The sequence below is a fragment of the Aeromonas fluvialis genome, from assembly GCF_000819885.1.
Lineage (GTDB): Bacteria > Pseudomonadota > Gammaproteobacteria > Enterobacterales > Aeromonadaceae > Aeromonas > Aeromonas fluvialis.
On the sequence record NZ_CDBO01000020.1, the window covers coordinates 20,858 to 39,397 of the forward strand.

Here is an 18,540-nt window from a genome sequence, read left to right on the forward strand (position 1 = left end):
GACTGTGCCAGAGAATGAAAAAAAGCCACCGAGTGGTGGCTTTACGGGCGGGAAGAGGGGAGCTTACTTGCGTTGCTCCAGATACATGACCGCCGCTTCCACCCGGCTTTGCGCCTCGAGCTTCTTCAGCAGGCTCTTCACGTGAACCTTGACCGTTCCCTCGGAGATATGGAGTACCGAGGCGACCTGTTTGTTGGAGAGGCCTTTTGCAATTTCGCGCAGGATTTGCATTTCGCGACGCGTTAAGCTTTCCAGCTTCTGCTGCAGATGATCCAGCTCGTAGATGTTTTCGAGATAGGGGCGCAGCGGTTCACTCAGGATCTGCTTGCCGGTCATCACGTCGGCCAGCTGGGCCAGCAGCAGATCAGGCTCGGTATCCTTGAGCAGGTAGCCATCGGCACCCGCCTTGAGCAAAGCCACCACATCCTGACGGGTATCGGAGACGGTGAGGATCACCACCCGGGAGGTGATCTCTTCGGCCCGCAGCGCCTTGAGGGTATCGAGACCGGAGAGCCCCTTCATGTTGAGATCGAGCAGGATCAGATCCGGCTCGGCCTCTTTGGCCAGTGCCACGGCATCTGTGCCATTGGAGGCTTCACCGGTCACCTCCATGTTCTCTTCCAGGGTCAGCAACTGCACAATCCCTTTGCGCATGAGGGGGTGGTCATCTACGACCAGAACTGTGTATTTCATCTCGTCCATCAGGCGTCTCTCGTTAGACTGGTGGGAAAGGTCAGATGCACGCGGGTGCCTTGTGGCTGCTGTTCGCTGATGGTCAGCAGACCGTGCAGCTTGCTGGCGCGCTCGTTCATGATGCTCAACCCGTAATGGTTGATCGCCGAGCTAGCGACTCCGATCCCGACACCGTCATCTGAAATCTGAACCTCTATGTTACCACTGGCGAGGGTCTCACAGCTAACATCAATCACTTGCGCGTTGGCATGTTTGATGGCATTAAGCACTGCCTCACGGATCAACTGCAAAATGTGGATATGCTGACCCGCTTCCAGGTCGTTGTCGGCCAGTCCGTAATGAAACCTGATCTCGGCCTGAGTCTGGGGGCGCAGCTGATCGAGCATCACCCGGATCGCTTCCCCCAGATTGGCATCGCCAATGGTGAGACGGAAGGTGCCGAGCAGTTCGCGCAACTGGGTATAGGCATTGCTGAGCCCCTCGTCGATCTGCTGCATCGCCTCCTGCGCCTTGTCATGCTGTCCCTTGGCGTAAGAGCGCTTGAGCAGGGTGGACTGGATCTTGAGATAGGAGAGGGCCTGCGCCAGCGAGTCGTGCAGCTCCCGGGCGATCACCGCCCGCTCCTCCATCAGCAGCAGCCGTTGCTGTTGCAGCATGGTCTGGTCTTTGTGCAGCACCTGAGCCAGCAGCATGGTGAAGTTCTTGATCAACCGCTCGTCGATGGGGTGCTGGCTGATGATGTCGAGGCGGCCGAACTCCTGCTCATCCATCTGCAGATAGAAGCTGGCTACCGCATCGAGATCGCCGGGCCAGCCGGTGCGCCCCGAGATGTAGACCGGCATGGCATTGTGCTCGAAGCGGGTTAGCCGGATATAGTCGATATGCTGGTGGGCGGCAGCGCGGTCCAGCAATTTGATGAGGGTGCGGGTGCTGAGTGGGGCGGCGTGCAGCTTCTGGGCGGTCGAGTAGAGAAACGATAGGGTGTCGTTGGCCTGCTGCAGCTTGGCGGTTTTCTCCTCCACCTTGTTCTCAAGCTCCCGATAGAGCTTGCCCAGCTCATCTGCCATGGTGACGAAAGCCCGCGACAGCTCCCCCAGCTCATTTTCGCCGTGGGTGGGCAACTGGAGATCGAAGTCCTGCCGCTGGATCTGGCGGGCACAATAGACCAGCCGGTTGAGGGGGGCGACCACCTGCTGGCGGGTGAAGCGCACGGTAAACCAAGCGATGGTGATGATGGCCAGCAACCCGAGCCCTTCCGCCAGCGCCAGCATGCGTACCTTGAACTCCACGTGGTATTGCATCTGGTTGACGAAATTGTCGATGGCCGCCACAAATTTTTCGGTGTTATCGGTATATCGTCTGGGAGTCCGATCTTCGATATGCTGGCGCATCTCCCGCCATTGGCCGACTACTTCACCGTAGGTGCGGCGAAGAGAAGCCGGGGTGATCCAGCGCTGGGTCTCTTGCAACTCGCGGGCATGGAGCGTCTCTTCGAACTGGTTGAGGCGCCTTAGTACGCTTTCACCCTGCTCGATCTCATAGGCCATCCGGTAGGCCTGCATTCGCAGGGAACCAGACAGATTAATCGCCTTGGCGTCGGGTATTGAATAGAACAGGGTGACCATGGCGACCAGCGCGATCAGGCTGGCCATGAAGAGGATCAAAATCATGGAGCGGCCGATGGCACTGCTGACCGAGCGGACCCTGAACCGTTTTTGCATGATGCCAAAAGTCTCCGGAATGTGTGGATTACCTCTTTAGTTGCGTGGGAGTGTACTCCAACTTGTGTTAGTATCGAAAAACTAGATGAACTCCGAGCGGTTTTGCCTAAGTCCTTGAGATAGGGGGAAACCAGCCGTCAGCCGATTGTTGAATCTAATGGTCGAGCTGTAAGGGTCAGGAAAGAAATGCCCTGGCCTCCCGTATTTGGAAAGGTGTTTATGTTGCCACTTGAAGATGGTTTTTCCCGTCGTTTTTACTATTTGCGCCTGTCGATCACCGATGTGTGCAATTTTCGTTGTACCTATTGCCTGCCGGACGGCTATCGTCCGCAAGGACGCAAATCCTTTCTCTCGGTTGACGAGATCCGCCGCGTCGTCGGTGGGTTCGCCGCCATGGGGACCCGCAAGGTGCGTCTGACCGGTGGCGAGCCCTCTCTTCGCCGTGATTTTACCTCCATCATTGACGCTGTGGCTGGTACCCCGGGCATCGAAAAAGTGGCCATGACCACCAACGGCTATCGCCTCAAGGAGCGGGCCCGCGAGTGGTTCGATGCCGGGCTTACCGCACTCAATGTCAGTGTCGACAGCCTGGATCCCCGCCAGTTTCACCAGATCACCGGCGAGAACAAGCTGGCAGAGGTCATGGAAGGAATAGAAGCCGCCCTGGCCGCCGGTTTCACATCGGTCAAGATCAATGCGGTGCTGCTCAAGGGGCTGAACGACTACCAGCTGGATGCCTTTCTGGGCTGGATCAGGCACAAGCCCATCGAGCTGCGTTTTATCGAGCTGATGCAGACCGGTGAGATGGATACCCTGTTCCAGAACCATCATGTCAGCGGTGAGCAGATCAAACAGCGCCTGATGGAAAGTGGTTGGGTTCAGCAGTTGCGCGGCAAGGACGACGGTCCGGCGCAGGTCTTTATGCACCCGGAGTCACAAGGGGGCGTCGGTCTCATCATGCCTTACAGCAAGGATTTTTGTGCCGGTTGCAACCGGCTGCGGGTCTCCTCGGTGGGCAAGTTGCACCTCTGTCTGTTTGGTGACAATGGCGTCGAGCTGCGGGATCTGCTCGGTGCAGACAGCCAGCAGGAGGCGTTGCAACAACGCATTCGCTCGGCGCTCAGTGGCAAGGCGGCGACTCATCGGCTGCATGAAGGGAATGCCGGTGCGACGCCTCATCTGGCCTCGATAGGCGGTTAAACCGCTCGCATACCTGACCAGCACCATCTACCAAGAGGCTTTTTCAAATGGGGTACAAAATGTGCACCCATCGAACATTATTGCGCCAAGGGTTTGATCCAGCGCAAGAATCCCCCCTGTTTATCTCCCTGGTGGTATATCCCTGAACTTGTCAGGGCCGCAATATACGCCCAATCTTATAATTGGTATTGCTGATGTCCATCATCGGACTCGCCCGTGCGCGATTGATCACCAGTGCGCTGTCTATCACCAGGAAGGAGTCGATATGCCAGAGGGTGTCAACCTGTCACGTCGGGGTTTGTTTCGCGGCCGTTTGACGTCGAAAGAGCCTGGCGTCCAGTTACCCTGGTCACTCCCCTGGCCCGACTTTGTGGCCGATTGTACCCGCTGTGGCGACTGCCTGGCGGCCTGTCCAGAGCAGATCCTTATCAAGGGGGATGGCGGTTTTCCCATCGTGGAGTTCCGGCACGGCGAATGTACCTTCTGTGGTGACTGCGTGACGGCCTGCAAGGCGCCGATATTTCGTCCGACCACGGAGGCGCCCTGGCAATACATAGCCCATATTGAAGCCAATTGTTTGGCCAGTGCCCAGGTGTTTTGTCAGCGCTGTCAGGACAGTTGTGAAACCCGCGCCATTCGCTTTTCCCCGATGCTGGGTCGGGTGCCGACGCCCAGCATCGATGCTGCCTTGTGCACCGGCTGTGGTGCCTGTGTGACGGACTGCCCGGTAGGCAGCATTCGGGTTGGCGTACCGGGGTCGGAGAATCCAATATGAATCAGGATGTTTGTGAAGCAGGAGTCACAATGACCCAAGAGTTCCACGTATCGAGCCTGGTGGTGCTGACCCAACCCATGTTGCGTCACCGGCTCGCTGAACAGATCGCGGCTTTAAACGGAGCCGAGGTCCACGCTGTCAGTGAAGAGGGCAAGCTGGTGGTCACCCTGGAAGGTGAGAGCCAACAACCCATCATGGCGGCTATTGATGCGATTCAGGCGATGCCGGGAGTGTTGTCCGCCGCCCTGATTTACCACCAGTTCGATGAACTCGATAAGCAATGCGAGGATATGTCATGAAGCTGAGTCGACGCGACTTTATGAAGGCCAATGCGGTGGCTGCTGCCGCTGCTGTGGCTGGTGTCAGTGCCCCCGCCATGGCGGCCAATCTGATCACCAGTACCGATAAAACCACCATTAAATGGGACAAGGCCCCCTGCCGCTTCTGCGGTACCGGCTGCTCCGTGTTGGTGGGGTCCCAGGATGGGCGTGTCGTGGCGACCCAGGGTGACCCCGATGCACCGGTCAACCGTGGTCTCAACTGCATCAAGGGCTACTTCCTCTCCAAGATCATGTACGGGGAAGACCGCTTGACCCAGCCCCTGCTGCGGATGAAGAACGGCCAGTTCGACAAGGATGGCGACTTCGCTCCCATAAGCTGGGATCAAGCCTTCGACATCATGGCCGAGAAGTTCAAGAGCACACTGAAAGAGAACGGCCCGACCGCGATCGGCATGTTCGGCTCCGGCCAGTGGACCGTGTGGGAGGGCTATGCCGCCGCCAAGTTGTTCAAGGCGGGTTTCCGCTCCAACAACATTGATCCCAACGCCCGCCACTGTATGGCGTCTGCGGTTGTCGGTTTCATGCGCACCTTCGGCATGGATGAGCCCATGGGCTGCTACGACGATATCGAGCAGGCCGACGCCTTCGTGCTGTGGGGTTCCAACATGGCCGAGATGCATCCGATCCTTTGGTCACGGATATCAGATCGCCGCATCTCTCACCAAGACGTGCAGGTGCACGTGCTCTCTACCTTCGAGCATCGCAGCTTTGAGCTTGCGGATAACGGCATGGTGTTCACGCCCCAGACCGATCTGGCGATCCTCAACTATATTGCCAACTACATCATCCAGAACGACAAGGTGAACTGGGACTTCGTCAACAAGCACACCGTGTTCAAGAAGGGGGTGACCGACATCGGTTATGGTCTGCGCCCGACCGATCCGCTGCAACAGAAAGCCAAGAACCCGGACAGCGGTGATGCTACTCCGATGACCTTCGAGGAGTTTGCCAAGTTCGTGGCCGATTACGACGTTGACTCCGTCGCCAAGCTCTCCGGCGTATCCAAAGAGAAGCTGGAAAAGCTGGCCCAGCTCTACGCTGATCCGAGCAAGAAAGTGGTCTCCTACTGGACCATGGGCTTCAACCAGCACACTCGTGGTGTCTGGGCCAACAACCTCTGCTACAACATTCACCTGCTGACCGGCAAGATCTCCGAGCCGGGCAATGGTCCCTTCTCCCTGACCGGTCAGCCGTCTGCCTGCGGTACCGCTCGTGAAGTCGGCACTTTTGCCCACCGTTTGCCAGCGGACATGGTGGTGACCGATCCCAAGCACCGTGCCATCGCCGAAAAAATCTGGAAACTGCCGGAAGGCACCATTCCGGACAAAGTGGGCTACCACGCCGTGCTGCAAGACCGCATGCTCAAAGATGGCAAGCTCAACGCCTACTGGGTGATGTGTAACAACAACATGCAGGCCGGCCCCAACATGAATACCGATCGCCTGCCTGGCTATCGCGATCCGCGCAACTTCATCGTGGTCTCTGACCCATACCCGACAGTTACCGCCCAGGCTGCCGACCTTATCCTGCCCACCGCCATGTGGGTGGAGAAAGAAGGTGCCTATGGTAATGCCGAGCGCCGCACCCAGTTCTGGCACCAGCAGGTGAAAGCGCCGGAAGGGGCCAAGTCTGACTTGTGGCAGCTGATGGAGTTCTCCAAGCGCTTCAAGGTTGAGGAAGTGTGGCCTGCTGAACTGATTGCTAAGATGCCGGAAGTGAAGGGCAAAACCCTGTTCGACGTGCTCTACGCCAATGGTCAGGTTAATCAGTTCCCGAAAGAGCAGAGCAAGGGCGAGCTCAACGACGAGGTCGAACACTTCGGCTTCTATGTTCAGAAGGGGTTGTTCGAGGAGTATGCCAGCTTCGGTCGCGGCCATGGCCATGACCTGGCTCCTTTCGAGATCTATCACGAAGCCCGCGGTCTGCGCTGGCCAGTGGTGGATGGTAAGGAGACCCTGTGGCGTTATCGCGAAGGATTTGACCCTTACGTGAAAGCGGGGGAAGGGGTGCGTTTTTATGGTAAACCCGATGGCAAGGCGGTGATCTTCGCGCTGCCGTTCGAGCCTGCTGCCGAGTCGCCCGATAAAGAGTACGATCTGTGGCTCTCCACCGGTCGCGTACTGGAACACTGGCACACTGGCACCATGACCCGCCGTGTGCCCGAGCTCTATCGCGCCTTCCCGGATGCGGTACTGTTCATGCACCCGGAAGATGCCAAGGCCCGTGGTGTGCGCCGTGGCGAAGAGGTGATTGTCACCTCCCGCCGTGGCGAGGTGAAGACCCGTGTTGAGACCCGTGGTCGCAACCGTCCGCCCAAAGGCCTTGTGTTCATGCCCTTCTTCGACGCGAGCCAGCTGGTCAACAAGCTGACCCTGGACGCCACCGATCCGCTCTCTAAAGAGACGGATTACAAGAAGTGCGCCGTTAAGGTGATGAAGGCCTGAGGCGGGGAAGCAAGAGATGAGTCGTAGTCGTCGCCAGTTTCTGGCCGACATGGCCAAGGGGGCCTGTGGTATGGGCCTGCTTGGTGTGGGGCTGGGCGGCATGGCCCGGCAGCAGGTGGAAGCGGTGCCGGCCCAGGCACTGCGTCCGCCTGCTGCCCTCGACGAAGCCGATTTTCTCGGTGCCTGTGTGCGCTGTGGGCTCTGCGTCGAGGCCTGCCCCTACGATACTCTCAAGCTTGCCCGGCTGTTTGAGCCCGTCACCACGGGAACACCCTATTTCAAGGCGCGCAGCGTCCCTTGCGAGATGTGTGATGACATTCCCTGTGTGGTGGCCTGCCCGACCGGGGCGCTGGATCACGCCATGACCGACATCGATCAGGCGCGGATGGGGGTGGCAGTACTCATCGACCATGAGACCTGCCTCAACTATCTGGGCCTGCGTTGCGATGTCTGTTACCGGGTCTGCCCGCTGATTGACAAGGCGATCACCCTGGATCTGCAGCACAACCAGCGTACCGGCAAGCACGCCATGTTCCTGCCCACGGTGCACAGCGATGTCTGCACCGGCTGTGGCAAGTGCGAGTATGCCTGTGTGCTGGAGGAGGCCGCCATCAAGGTAGTGCCCCGCACCCTTGCCAAGGGGGAGCTGGGCCATCACTACCGGCTTGGCTGGGAAGAGAAGGCCAAGGCGGGGAACAAGTCGCTCATCGGAGATAGGCTCACCCTGCCCACCCGCAAACCGGAGGGGTTATGAGTCGTTATCCGGGGGAAGAGGCTCGCATCAAGCTGGGGTGGTGGCGTTCTCACCGCTTCCTGCTGCTGCGTCGGCTGAGTCAGTTCAGCGTGCTCGGGCTGTTTTTACTGGGGCCGCTGGCTGGTGTGTGGATCTTGAAGGGCAACCTCTCCAGCTCGCTGTTGCTGGAGACGGTGCCGCTGACCGATCCCCTCACGCTGTTGCAGTCGCTGGCAGCGGGCCACTGGCCCATCACCACCCTCTGGCTGGGGGCGGCCATCGTGCTGTTGGGGTACTGGTTGGTCGGGGGGCGGGCGTTCTGCTCCTGGGTCTGTCCGGTCAACCTCATCACGGATGCCGCTGCCTGGTTGCGAGCCCGGCTTGGTCTCAAGGGCAATGGCCAGTTCAGTCGCAACACTCGCTACTGGTTGCTGGCCATGGTGCTGGTGGCGCCGTTATTTGCCGGCGTCATGGTGTGGGAGCTGGTCAACCCGGTATCTCTTGTCCTGCGTGGCCTGCTGTTTGGCATGGGGGCGGGGTGGATGCTGCTGGCGATGCTGTTTCTGTTCGATCTGTTCGTGGTGGAGCGTGGCTGGTGTGGTCATCTCTGCCCGGTCGGGGCCTTCTACGCCCTGGTGAACCGGGTCGGTTTTATCAAGATTGCAGCTTCGGGGCGTGAGCGTTGTAGCAACTGCATGGATTGTTATGCGGTCTGTCCCGAGCGCCCCATCCTACGCGGGCCGGTTCATGGCGCCAAGCGCGGTCACGGGTCCCTGATAGTGGCTCAGGAATGTACCAACTGCGGCCGTTGCATCGATGTCTGCGCGGAGCATGTTTTTGAAATCAAAGTAGGTTTTGCCGTCAAGGCAGAAAAAACATTGGAGAATAACTAATGAAAAAGCTGATTGGAGCAATGCTGGCCTGCCTGATGGCGGGTTCCTTGATGGCTGCTACCTCCGAGATCATCAATAGCACCGGAGGGATCAAGTCCGAGCGGGGGGCGACCGACCTGGCAACCGAGGGGGTGCCTGCACCACTGAAAAATTTCCGTAAGGATGGTGACAGCTATGATCGTCAATACATCCATCAACCGCCGTTGATCCCCCATGATATTCGCAACTACGAGGTGGATAACAAGGTCAACAAGTGCCTTGCCTGTCACAGCTTCAAGAATGCCAGTGCCATGAAGGCCCCCAAGATCAGCCCGACTCACTTCGAGACCCGTGATGGTACAACTCTGGGTGAGGTATCCCCCCGTCGCTACTTCTGCCTGCAGTGCCATGTGCCGCAAGCGGATGCCAAGCCATTGGTGGAAAATACGTTCAAGCCGGTTGAAGCACTGAACTAAGGAGTCCAGCAATGAAATTACCCGGCTTTATCAAGCGTCTGTGGACCACCTTCAAGTCACCGTCAAAAGCGGCCCTCTGGGTGCTGCTGATGATGGGTTTCTTCGGTGGTGTCATCTTCTGGGGCGGTTTCAACACCGCCATGGAGGCCTCTAACACCGAGGCATTCTGTACCAGTTGCCACGAGATGAAGGACAACGTGTTCGAGGAGTACCGTGACACCATCCACTACGCCAACCGTTCCGGTGTGCGGGCCAGTTGCCCGGATTGCCACGTGCCCCACGAGTGGACCTACAAGATCATCCGCAAGGTACAGGCGTCCAAGGAGCTGTGGGGCAAGCTCACCGGCAAGGTGGACACCCGCGAGAAGTTCGAGTCGCACCGGCGCGAGATGGCCGAACGAGAGTGGAAACGGATGAAGGACACGGATTCAAGAGAGTGTCGTAACTGTCACAACTTCGAATACATGGACTTCTCCCTGCAAGGGCAGCGCGCTGCCAAGATGCACTCGACCAACCTGGCCAGTGGCGAGAATACCTGTATCGACTGTCACAAAGGGATAGCGCACCAGCTCCCGGACATGACAGGGGTGAAGGGTTTCTAACCCACAAGAGGCAGGCCGGATTTATCCGGCCTGCCTCTTTTTTTGCCAACCTGTTGGGTAAAGGGCTGTTTTGTGAGCCCTTTAGACCCATATCCAGTGAAACCTTTGATAGAATCAGCCCACCGTGCAGGAACCCGAATGAACAGATGCTGGTGACTGAACCTGGTTGTTCCCGTCAACACGCCAGGGGGCTGCCTCGGGCTTCTTGCCCTTTGCTCATATTTCTCACGGTTTATAGCTAACAGGAGCTGCCCGATGGGACAGAAACATAACGCATTTATTCCCCTCAAGATCGCCGTGCTGACGGTCTCCAACAGCCGCACCGCCGCCGAAGACAGCTCGGGTGACTACCTGGTGTCGGCGCTTAGCGAGGCGGGTCATCAGCTGGCTGATCGGGCACTGCTTGCTGACGATCTCTATCAGATCCGCTCCCGGGTCAGCCAGTGGATCGCCGATGAGGGCATCCAGGTGGTGCTGGTCAATGGCGGCACCGGCTTTAACGATCAGAACCGGGTGCCGGAAGCGGTCGGCGTACTGTTCGACCGTACCGTCAAAGGCTTTGGCGAGTTGTTTCGCCAGATCTCGTTTGCCGAGATCAAGGGGTCTGCCATGCAGAGCCGTGCCCTCGCAGGGCTGGCCAATCGCACCCTGATCTGCTGCCTGCCCGGTTCGACCGGTGCCTGTCGCCTGGGGTGGGAGCAGCTTATCCGCGATCAGCTCGATGCCCGCACCAAGCCGTGCAATTTTGTCTCCCATCTTTGAACATCTGCATGAAAGGGATAGTGATGAACCTGACCCATCTCAACCAAAGCGGCGAAGCCCACATGGTGGACGTGACCGACAAGCAGGTGACCGAGCGCGAGGCGCGCGCCGAGGCGTTTGTTGCCATGGCCCCCGAGACGCTGGCGCTGATCCTGAGCGGCCAGCACCACAAGGGGGATGTGTTCGCCACCGCCCGCATCGCCGGCATCATGGCGGCCAAGAAGACCTCGGATCTGATCCCCCTGTGTCACCCTCTGGCACTTACCAGGGTGGAGGTAGAGATTGCTCCGCTGCCCGAGCAGAACCGGGTGCATATCCGCACCCTGTGCAAACTTGCCGGCAAGACAGGGGTGGAGATGGAGGCGCTCACCGCCGCGTCGGTAGCGGCCCTCACCATTTACGACATGTGCAAGGCGGTACAAAAAGACATGATCATCGAACAGGTTCGCCTGGTGGAGAAACGGGGTGGCAAATCCGGCCACTTCCAGGTCGATGACAACAGAGGAGAGCAGGCATGATCAAGGTACTGTTTTTTGCCCAGGTCAGGGAGCTGGTGGCGTGCGACGAGCTGACCCTGCCCTGCGACTATGCCACTGCCGAGGCGCTGCGTCGCAGCTTAAGCGAGCGCGGTGACAAGTGGGCGCTGGCGCTGGAGGAGGGCAAACTGCTGGTGGCGGTTAACCAGACCCTGGTGCCCCTTGCTACCGAACTTCACGATGGCGATGAAGTCGCCTTTTTCCCTCCTGTGACGGGAGGCTGACATGAACCAGACAAGCACCACGGATCGCATCCTGGTCCAGCGGGGCGATTTTTCGCTGGCCGATGAGTATGCCCGCCTCGCCACTCGCGCCGACACCGGCGCCATCGTCACTTTCGTGGGCAAGGTGCGTGATTTCAATCAGGGGGAGGAGGTCAAGGGGCTGGCTCTAGAGCATTACCCCGGCATGACCGAGAAAGCGCTGATAGAGATCGTGGCTGAAGCGCGCTGCCGCTGGCCCCTGCAGGAGTGCACCCTCATCCATCGCATCGGAGAGCTGATGCTTGGCGATCAAATCGTGCTGGTGGCGGTGAGCAGTGCCCACCGTGACGCAGCCTTTGATGCCTGTCACTTCATCATGGATTTCTTGAAAACCCGGGCGCCGTTCTGGAAAAAAGAGCTGACCGCCGAGGGTGTGCAACGCTGGGTCGAGGCCAAGGAGAGCGACAACGCCGCCGCTGCCCGCTGGCAGCAGCCCGGGTCGCAACAAGAGGAGTAGGTTCGCCCAGAACCATGGCGCCTATTTCCGGGCCATGCTAGACCCGCATCAGGAGGAAAGAAATGAAACCGCTGTTATCTGTATTGGTGTTGGGAGTTTTTGCCGGGGCGCTGCATAGTGCCGAGGTGCAGGCCGACGAAGTGAAGGTGGCCGTGGCTGCCAACTTCAAGGGCACGCTGGAGCGTATTGGCCAGGCGTTCACCGCCAAGACCGGCCACCAGGTGACCATCTCTTCGGCCGCAACCGGCGTGCTCTACACCCAGATAAGCCATGGCGCCCCGTTCGATCTCTTCCTCTCCGCCGACGTGGCCTCCCCGCAGAAGCTGGAGAAAGAGGGCAAGGGGAGCGAGCGCTTCACCTACTCCATTGGCCAGCTGGGACTGTGGAAGAAGGGGGGGCCGGCCCCTGACGAGGCGACTCTGCGCAGTTGGAAAGGCAACCTCGCCATCGCCAATGTCCGCACAGCGCCCTATGGCGCCGCCGCCATGGCAACCCTCGAGCATCTCAAGATCGATCCCAAGCAGTACCGTGTGCTGACCGGGGCCAATATCAGCCAGACCTGGCAGTTTGTCGACACCGGCAATGCCGAGCTGGGCTTTGTCGCCTGGGCCAACCTGGTGGAAGCGGGCAAAACCGGCGAAGCCTGGGCTGTGCCACAGAACCTCTATCCTGCCATCGAGCAACAGGGGCTGGTGCTCAAAAAAGGTGAGGCCGTGGATGCGCTGGTTGCCTGGCTCAAGGGGCCGGGTCAGAACACCATCAAGGAGGCGGGTTATGCCCTGCCTTGATATTCATGACGAGTGTCATTCATGAGTGAAGGGGATCTGCAGGCGGTCTGGTTGACTCTGAAACTGGCGGCCAGTACCACGGGCATCCTGCTCTTGCTATCGCCGCCGCTGGCTTGGTGGCTGTCGCGCAGCCAGAACCGGTTGCGTCCCCTAGTGGAGGCGCTGGTGGCGTTGCCGCTGGTGTTGCCGCCGACCGTACTCGGTTTTTATCTGTTGCTCGCCTTCTCCCCGGAGTTTGGTTTCGGTGCCTGGTGGCGCGACACTTTCGGCGTCCCGCTCGCCTTCAGCTTCACCGGTCTGCTGTTTGCCTCCATCCTCTATTCGCTGCCGTTTGTGGTGCAGCCGCTCACCTCCGCCTTCGTCAACATGGGCAACAAGGAGCTGGAGGCCGCCGCTACGCTGGGGTTCGGCCCGCTGGAGCGCTTCTTCCACATCATCTTGCCGATGACGCTGCCCAGCTTCGTGATGGCAGCGGCGCTCGGCTTTGCCCACACCCTGGGGGAGTTTGGCGTTGTGCTGATGATTGGCGGCAACATACCGGGTGAAACCCAGGTCCTTTCGATTGCCCTGTTCGACCATGTGGAGGCGATGGACTACCAGAACGCTCATATTCTGGCGGGCGGGCTGATGGGGTTCTCTCTGGTGATGCTGGTGTTGGTCTACGGGGTGCTGCAGCGCAGACAGCGGAGAGTGTTCGGATGAACCAGTCACCCACGCTTCCACAAGGCAACGCTCCGCACCGCCATCCCTTGCAACTCGATGTCCGGCGCGAGTTTGGCCCTTTTACCCTCGCTTGTGCACTGACTCTCGAACTGGGGGGCACTCTCGGTCTGTTTGGCCCCTCCGGTTGTGGCAAGAGCACCCTGCTGCGTATCATCGCCGGGCTAGACCGCCAACGTGGGGATCGTTTGCTGTGGCGTGGGCGGGAGTACGCCGCGCTGCAGCCCGAGGCGCGCCGCATCGGACTGGTGTTTCAGGATTCACGTCTCTTCCCCCATCTGACGGTGCTCGGCAATCTGCAACTGGCGGCCCGCAAGGGGCGAGGGCGCTGGCAGCCCGAAGCGCTGGCGACCCGGCTTGGCTTTGCCGATCTACTGGGACAGCCTGCCCATGCCTTGTCGGGTGGCCAACGCCAGCGGGTGGCGCTGGGGCGGGCACTGCTGGCCGAGCCCGACCTGCTGTTGCTCGACGAGCCCTTCTCGGCGCTGGATCGGCGCAGCCGCATCCATCAGGCCCATGTGCTCAAAGGCTTGCAGCAGGAGAGCGGCATCCCGATGATCTTCGTCAGCCACGCCATGGAGGAGGTGAGTCTGCTTTGTGATCAGCTGGTGCTGCTGGCGGATGGCAGGGTCGAGGCTCAGGGGAAGCCGAGCGAGATCTTCGCCCGCACCGATCTCTCGCTCGCCAGCCGTGACGATGCAGGTGTCATGCTCGATGCCTCCCTGGTCCACTATGATGACGACGAGCAGATGGCGACCCTGCAGCTTGGTGAGCAGCGACTGCGGGTCACCATGGCCCATGTGCCGGACGAGAGCGGCCCCTTGCAGATCAAGGTGGCGGGGCGGGATGTGGTCATTGCCACCGCTCCCATCTTGCACTCCAGTCTCTCCAACTGTCTGGTCACCCGTCTGCTGGCGGTGTGCGAGGTGCGCCCCGGCCAGACTCTGTTGCAGTTGGCGCTGGGTGAGCAGATACTGCTGGCCCGGATCACCAGCCGCTCCGCCAGGCGGCTGGCGCTGGCGCCGGAGCAGCAGATCTACGCTTATATCAAAGCGGTGAGTCTGGTCAGCGAAGGCTGATTGGGCGCCGTGCTGATAACGTGGCAGGATAGCCACGGGCAGCATAATAACAAGAGATGGTTCAGGTGATGAGTCGAGAGGCAATACACTGATGCGCCGCAATCAGGTGATGAAATTCAACGGTCTTGCCCTGCGCTGCGCGGGGGAGGGGCCTTTGCTGTTGCTGTTGCACGGGCTGGGCTCTTCCAGTCTCGACTGGCAGGCGCAGATCGAACGGTTTTCCGAACACTATCGGGTGGTGGCATTGGATCTGCGCGGTCATGGCCAGAGCATGCAGGAGGGGCCATTTGATGTGGCGACCCTGGCAGCCGATGTGGTGAGCTGGCTCGATGAACAGCCCGAGCCCGCCTGGGTCGTGGGGTTGTCGCTGGGGGCCATGGTGGCGCTGGAGCTGGCACTGCGACTGCCCTACAAGGTGCAGGGGCTGGTACTGGTCAATGGCTTCAGCGAATTTCTGCTGGAGACAGCCAAAGAGCAGGAGCGTTATGCCCAGCGCCTCAAGTGGCTGCGTTGGTGTGGCATGCACCCGCTCGCCTGGTGGCTGGGGCGCGAGCTCTTTCCGGGCCCGGATCTCGCTCAGGTGCGCCACACCTTCCGGCTGCGCTTCGTGCGCAATAAAAAGAAAACCTACAAGGCGCTGCTGGAGGCGCTACCCGGCTGGTCGGTTCGTGCCAGGCTCGGCACCATCTGGCAGCCGGTGGCCATCATCTCAACCAGTCAAGATTACTTGCCGCTGGCCAAACGGGTAGAGCAGTTTGCCGCCCTGCCCAACGCAACCATCCACACCCCCAACGGCCGCCACGCCTGGCCCGCGGAAGATCCCTCGGGTTTTAACCACCTGTTGCAACGGATCCTCACGACCCATTGAGGAGACGGTTGCTGGTGACAGATGACAAAGGGTGTAGATAACAAGCAGCCGAACCACAGGGTTCGGCTTTTTTGATCCCGTTTGCTTTATGGATGGGAGCAGACCGGACAGTCGGGGCGCTTGGGCAGCTTCATCTCGCGAAAGGTGCCGCTCAGGCCGTCGATCATCAGCAGGCGGCCGCTGTAGCTTTTGCCCATGCCTGCCAAGAGCTTGATGGCTTCCAGTGCCTGCAGGCTGCCCACCAGCCCCACCACGGGGGCGAGTACACCCGCCTCGACGCAGGTGAGGGCCTGCTCGCCAAACAGGGCGCTGAGGCAGGCGTAGCAGGGCTCATCTTCCTGCCAGGTGAAGCTGCAGAGTTGGCCCTCCAGCCGGATGGCGGCGCCACTGACCAGCGGCACCCTGTGCTGGCGTGCCTTTTGATTCAGCAGGTTGCGAATGGCCAGATTGTCGGTGCAATCGAGTACCAGCTGATGTCGGGGCAGCAAGGCATCGAGCAGCGCTTCATCGGCCACGGCAGTGTGGGTCTCCACCTCAAGCCAGGGGTTGAGGGCACGCAGCGATTGCGCTGCTGAGTCCACCTTGTAGTGACCGATGCGCTCATCACTGTGCAGCACCTGACGCTGCAGGTTGGAGAGCTCCACCTTGTCGAAATCGACCAGGGTGAGCTGGCCGACCCCGGCCACCGCCAGATACTGGCTGGCGGCGCAGCCGAGGCCACCGGCGCCGATCACCAGCACGTGAGCCTGCTTGAGCGCCTCCTGCCCCTCGAAATCGAACGATTTGAGGATGATCTGGCGGTTGTAGCGCAAGAGCTCTGCGTCGCTGAGGATCTCGCTCACAGCAGCAATCCCCCGAACGGTTCGACGGTCACCGTCTCTCCTGCCGCGACCCTGCCCCGCTCCCGCTCAAGGACGATGTAGCAGTTGGCACGCGACAGGGAGCTGAACACGGCGGAGTCCTGCGAGCCGGTGCTGCGCACTTCGAGGCCGTTTGGCCCCTGGCTCAGGATGCCGCGCTGGAAGTCGAGTCGGCCCGGGCTCTTTCTGAGCGGCTCGGTGGTGACTGCTTGCAACTGAAGCGGGCGCTCGAAGCGTTGTCCTGCCAGCTTGGCCAGCGCCGGTTGCACCAGCTGATCGAAGGTGACCATGGCGGAGACCGGGTTGCCCGGCAGGCCGAAGAACCAGGCGCGGGGCAGGCGGCCAAAAGCAAATGGCTTGCCCGGCTTGATGGCGAGCTTCCAGAAGCCGATTTCGCCGAGCTCGTCAAGCAGCTGTTTGGTGAAGTCCGCGTCCCCCACCGAGACGCCGCCGGTGGTGATCAGCACATCGGCCTCTTCGTCGGCGCGGATAAAGGCGGCGCGCAGCTGGGCCGGATCGTCCGGGATAATGCCAAGGTCGAGGCAGTCGCAGCCCATGCGTGCCAGCATGGCGCGCACGCCGTAGCGGTTGGAGTCATAGATATCACCGTGGGCGAGCGGGGTGCCGACCGGTTTGAGCTCGTCGCCGGTGCTGAAAATAGCCACCTTCAGCGGGCGGCGCACCACGACGGTAGCCACGCCGAGGGAGGCCAGCAGTGGCATCTCTCTTGGGGTGAGGCGAGTACCGGCTGGTAGCACGCAGGCGCCCTTGCCGATATCGCTGCCGGCGCGGCGGATATTCTGGCCCGGTTCGGGTTGTGCCAGAAAAGTGATCCGATCGCCATCGGCCTGCGTTTCTTCCTGTATCACCACTGCATCCGTACCGGCCGGTACCGGGGCGCCGGTCATGATCCGCACGCAGTGGCCAGCGGGCCATTCGCCCTGATAGGGCTGACCAGCAAACGCTTTGCCCGCCATGATGAGCGGGGTGCCAGCAGCGAGATCCGCAATGCGTACGGCGTAACCATCCATGGCGGAGTTGTCGAAGGGGGGCACGGCGAGGGGAGAGGCGATGTCGCTGGCAAGAACCCGGCCAAGGGCCTCTGGCAGGGGCAGTTGCTCGCTGTCGCAGCAGCAGGCGAGTTGTTCCAGCATCCCTTGCAGGGCATCGCTTAAGGGGAGTAGTCCGCTGGTATCAAATCCCATCGTCATGACCTCTTTCTATGATTGAAGGCGGGATTATCACAAAAATCCCCGGGGATGGGCAGGTTATCTCAAGGATTCTCGGGGTAATCGGCGCTAAAACGGGGTGAGATGGCCATAAAGTATGAGGTGACACACAAGTTGACTTGAATCTTGGCGGCAATGGCCGTTTACTATGCCGCCATAACAGATGGCTGTCACATCCTGTGTGGCGACCATTACAGCGATACCGTCGGCCCTGTACGCCGCAATAACATAAGGGGTTGCTCCTTGAGCTGCCCTCACAGTCCCTGAGCGTGGGAGAGAAGATAATGACAACCTTAAGTCCGGAAGCCTTGCTGGTCAGGGCTGCCCTCGAAGCCCAGGGACTGGAAACCCCCCTGGTCACCAACGAGCTGAACAGCCAGCAGAAGCGGGAGAAGATCGAAGGCCATATGCGCTCCATCATGGAGACGCTGGGGCTGGATCTGACCGATGACAGTCTGGCCGAGACGCCGCATCGCATCGCCAAGATGTACGTCAACGAGATCTTCTCCGGCCTCGATTATTCTACCTTCCCCAAGGTGACGGTGATCGAAAACAAGATGCAGGTGGACGAGATGATCATGGTGCGGGACATCAGCCTCACCAGCACCTGCGAACACCACTTCGTCACCATCGACGGGCTGGCCCATGTGGCCTATATCCCTCGCGGCAAGGTGATTGGCCTGTCGAAGATCAACCGCATCGTGCAGTTCTTCGCCCGCCGTCCCCAGGTGCAGGAGCGGCTGACCCAGCAGATCCTGCTGGCGCTGCAGACACTGCTCGGCACCAAGGACGTAGCCATCAGCATCAAGGCGACTCACTACTGCGTCAAGGCGCGTGGGGTGATGGACTCCACTTCCTATACCACCACCACCTCCCTCGGTGGGGTGTTCAAGAGCCAGCCCGATACCCGGGCAGAATTTCTGGGCGGCTTGCGCGGATAAAATTGCGGTTGTTTTGTAACCGCCACGCTGAATAAACGAGACGCCAGCAAGCCTTGCTGGCGTTTTTTATGGAGAGAGTGGGGGAGAGTCATGACCTGTAGCGGTGGGGGCTGCGAGGGGGCGCGTGGGTACACGTTATGCGAACCATCAACGCATTCAATTACCTGATTACCCATGACC

General features: G+C 60.1%; 21 protein-coding genes and 1 riboswitch. Of the genes, 17 read left to right on the top strand and 4 right to left on the bottom strand.

Going from position 1 to position 18,540, the window contains the following annotated elements; translation table 11 throughout:
- Nucleotides 1–63: 63 nt before the first annotated feature.
- Together narL and narQ are read right to left on the bottom strand one after the other, a co-directional pair.
- Nucleotides 64–702, bottom strand: coding sequence for a two-component system response regulator NarL (narL, locus tag BN1125_RS04885; protein WP_042011004.1), 639 nt, complete (start codon nucleotides 700–702; stop codon nucleotides 64–66).
- Nucleotides 702–2,414: a nitrate/nitrite two-component system sensor histidine kinase NarQ gene (gene narQ / locus BN1125_RS04890; protein WP_042011006.1), complete on the bottom strand. Its 1,713-nt coding sequence runs from the start codon at nucleotides 2,412–2,414 to the stop codon at nucleotides 702–704. Before narQ ends, narL begins: the two co-directional genes overlap by 1 nt.
- Nucleotides 2,415–2,492: 78 nt before the next feature.
- A riboswitch (molybdenum cofactor riboswitch) is annotated at nucleotides 2,493–2,646 on the top strand.
- On the opposite strand from narQ, the gene moaA reads away from it, so the two are divergent.
- From moaA to BN1125_RS04970, 16 genes are all read left to right on the top strand, one after another.
- Entirely contained in the window at nucleotides 2,634–3,614 is a 981-nt protein-coding gene (moaA, locus tag BN1125_RS04895; RefSeq protein ID WP_042011030.1) for a GTP 3',8-cyclase MoaA, read from the top strand. It overlaps the preceding riboswitch by 13 nt.
- Nucleotides 3,615–3,879: 265 nt before the next feature.
- Nucleotides 3,880–4,389, top strand: a complete 510-nt coding sequence (gene napF, locus BN1125_RS04900; protein ID WP_042011007.1) for a ferredoxin-type protein NapF — start codon at nucleotides 3,880–3,882, stop codon at nucleotides 4,387–4,389.
- Nucleotides 4,390–4,418: 29 nt separating this feature from the next.
- Nucleotides 4,419–4,688: a chaperone NapD gene (locus tag BN1125_RS04905; protein WP_042011008.1), complete on the top strand. Its 270-nt coding sequence runs from the start codon at nucleotides 4,419–4,421 to the stop codon at nucleotides 4,686–4,688.
- Complete coding sequence (gene napA, locus BN1125_RS04910; RefSeq protein ID WP_042011009.1) at nucleotides 4,685–7,174, top strand: nitrate reductase catalytic subunit NapA; 2,490 nt, start codon at nucleotides 4,685–4,687, stop codon at nucleotides 7,172–7,174. The genes BN1125_RS04905 and napA overlap by 4 nt, the downstream gene beginning before the upstream one ends.
- Before the next feature lie 16 nt (nucleotides 7,175–7,190).
- Nucleotides 7,191–7,928, top strand: a complete 738-nt coding sequence (gene napG / locus BN1125_RS04915; RefSeq protein WP_042011010.1) for a ferredoxin-type protein NapG — start codon at nucleotides 7,191–7,193, stop codon at nucleotides 7,926–7,928.
- On the top strand, nucleotides 7,925–8,800 hold the full coding sequence (gene napH / locus BN1125_RS04920; protein ID WP_042011011.1) for a quinol dehydrogenase ferredoxin subunit NapH: 876 nt from the start codon (nucleotides 7,925–7,927) through the stop codon (nucleotides 8,798–8,800). The genes napG and napH overlap by 4 nt, the downstream gene beginning before the upstream one ends.
- Complete coding sequence (locus BN1125_RS04925) at nucleotides 8,800–9,255, top strand: nitrate reductase cytochrome c-type subunit (protein WP_042011012.1); 456 nt, start codon at nucleotides 8,800–8,802, stop codon at nucleotides 9,253–9,255. The genes napH and BN1125_RS04925 overlap by 1 nt, the downstream gene beginning before the upstream one ends.
- An 11-nt stretch (nucleotides 9,256–9,266) precedes the next feature.
- A complete protein-coding gene (locus tag BN1125_RS04930) occupies nucleotides 9,267–9,857 on the top strand; it encodes a cytochrome c3 family protein (protein ID WP_042011013.1) in 591 nt (196 codons plus the stop codon).
- A 255-nt stretch (nucleotides 9,858–10,112) separates the two neighbouring features.
- Nucleotides 10,113–10,619, top strand: a complete 507-nt coding sequence (gene moaB / locus BN1125_RS04935) for a molybdenum cofactor biosynthesis protein B (RefSeq protein ID WP_042011014.1) — start codon at nucleotides 10,113–10,115, stop codon at nucleotides 10,617–10,619.
- A 23-nt stretch (nucleotides 10,620–10,642) separates the two neighbouring features.
- Complete coding sequence (moaC, locus tag BN1125_RS04940; RefSeq protein ID WP_042011015.1) at nucleotides 10,643–11,137, top strand: cyclic pyranopterin monophosphate synthase MoaC; 495 nt, start codon at nucleotides 10,643–10,645, stop codon at nucleotides 11,135–11,137.
- Nucleotides 11,134–11,379, top strand: a complete 246-nt coding sequence (gene moaD, locus BN1125_RS04945; RefSeq protein ID WP_042011016.1) for a molybdopterin synthase sulfur carrier subunit — start codon at nucleotides 11,134–11,136, stop codon at nucleotides 11,377–11,379. Before moaC ends, moaD begins: the two co-directional genes overlap by 4 nt.
- Nucleotide 11,380: 1 nt before the next feature.
- Complete coding sequence (gene moaE, locus BN1125_RS04950; RefSeq protein WP_042011017.1) at nucleotides 11,381–11,875, top strand: molybdopterin synthase catalytic subunit MoaE; 495 nt, start codon at nucleotides 11,381–11,383, stop codon at nucleotides 11,873–11,875.
- Nucleotides 11,876–11,937: 62 nt separating this feature from the next.
- On the top strand, nucleotides 11,938–12,663 hold the full coding sequence (gene modA, locus BN1125_RS04955) for a molybdate ABC transporter substrate-binding protein (protein ID WP_042011018.1): 726 nt from the start codon (nucleotides 11,938–11,940) through the stop codon (nucleotides 12,661–12,663).
- Between the two features lie 21 nt (nucleotides 12,664–12,684).
- A complete protein-coding gene (gene modB / locus BN1125_RS04960; RefSeq protein WP_042011031.1) occupies nucleotides 12,685–13,365 on the top strand; it encodes a molybdate ABC transporter permease subunit in 681 nt (226 codons plus the stop codon).
- On the top strand, nucleotides 13,362–14,462 hold the full coding sequence (gene modC, locus BN1125_RS04965; protein ID WP_042011019.1) for a molybdenum ABC transporter ATP-binding protein: 1,101 nt from the start codon (nucleotides 13,362–13,364) through the stop codon (nucleotides 14,460–14,462). The genes modB and modC overlap by 4 nt, the downstream gene beginning before the upstream one ends.
- A 91-nt stretch (nucleotides 14,463–14,553) precedes the next feature.
- Nucleotides 14,554–15,330: an alpha/beta fold hydrolase gene (locus BN1125_RS04970; RefSeq protein ID WP_042011020.1), complete on the top strand. Its 777-nt coding sequence runs from the start codon at nucleotides 14,554–14,556 to the stop codon at nucleotides 15,328–15,330.
- 86 nt (nucleotides 15,331–15,416) lie between these two features.
- Here BN1125_RS04970 and moeB read toward each other — a convergent pair whose 3' ends face one another.
- On the bottom strand, nucleotides 15,417–16,172 hold the full coding sequence (gene moeB / locus BN1125_RS04975) for a molybdopterin-synthase adenylyltransferase MoeB (RefSeq protein ID WP_042011022.1): 756 nt from the start codon (nucleotides 16,170–16,172) through the stop codon (nucleotides 15,417–15,419).
- On the bottom strand, nucleotides 16,169–17,395 hold the full coding sequence (gene moeA / locus BN1125_RS04980; RefSeq protein WP_042011025.1) for a molybdopterin molybdotransferase MoeA: 1,227 nt from the start codon (nucleotides 17,393–17,395) through the stop codon (nucleotides 16,169–16,171). Before moeA ends, moeB begins: the two co-directional genes overlap by 4 nt.
- A gap of 308 nt (nucleotides 17,396–17,703) precedes the next feature.
- Between moeA and folE the strand changes: the two genes are divergently transcribed.
- Nucleotides 17,704–18,360 carry a GTP cyclohydrolase I FolE gene (gene folE / locus BN1125_RS04985; protein ID WP_042011027.1) on the top strand — a complete coding sequence of 219 codons (657 nt, stop codon included), beginning with the start codon at nucleotides 17,704–17,706 and terminating at the stop codon, nucleotides 18,358–18,360.
- The last annotated feature ends 180 nt before the right edge of the window (nucleotides 18,361–18,540 follow it).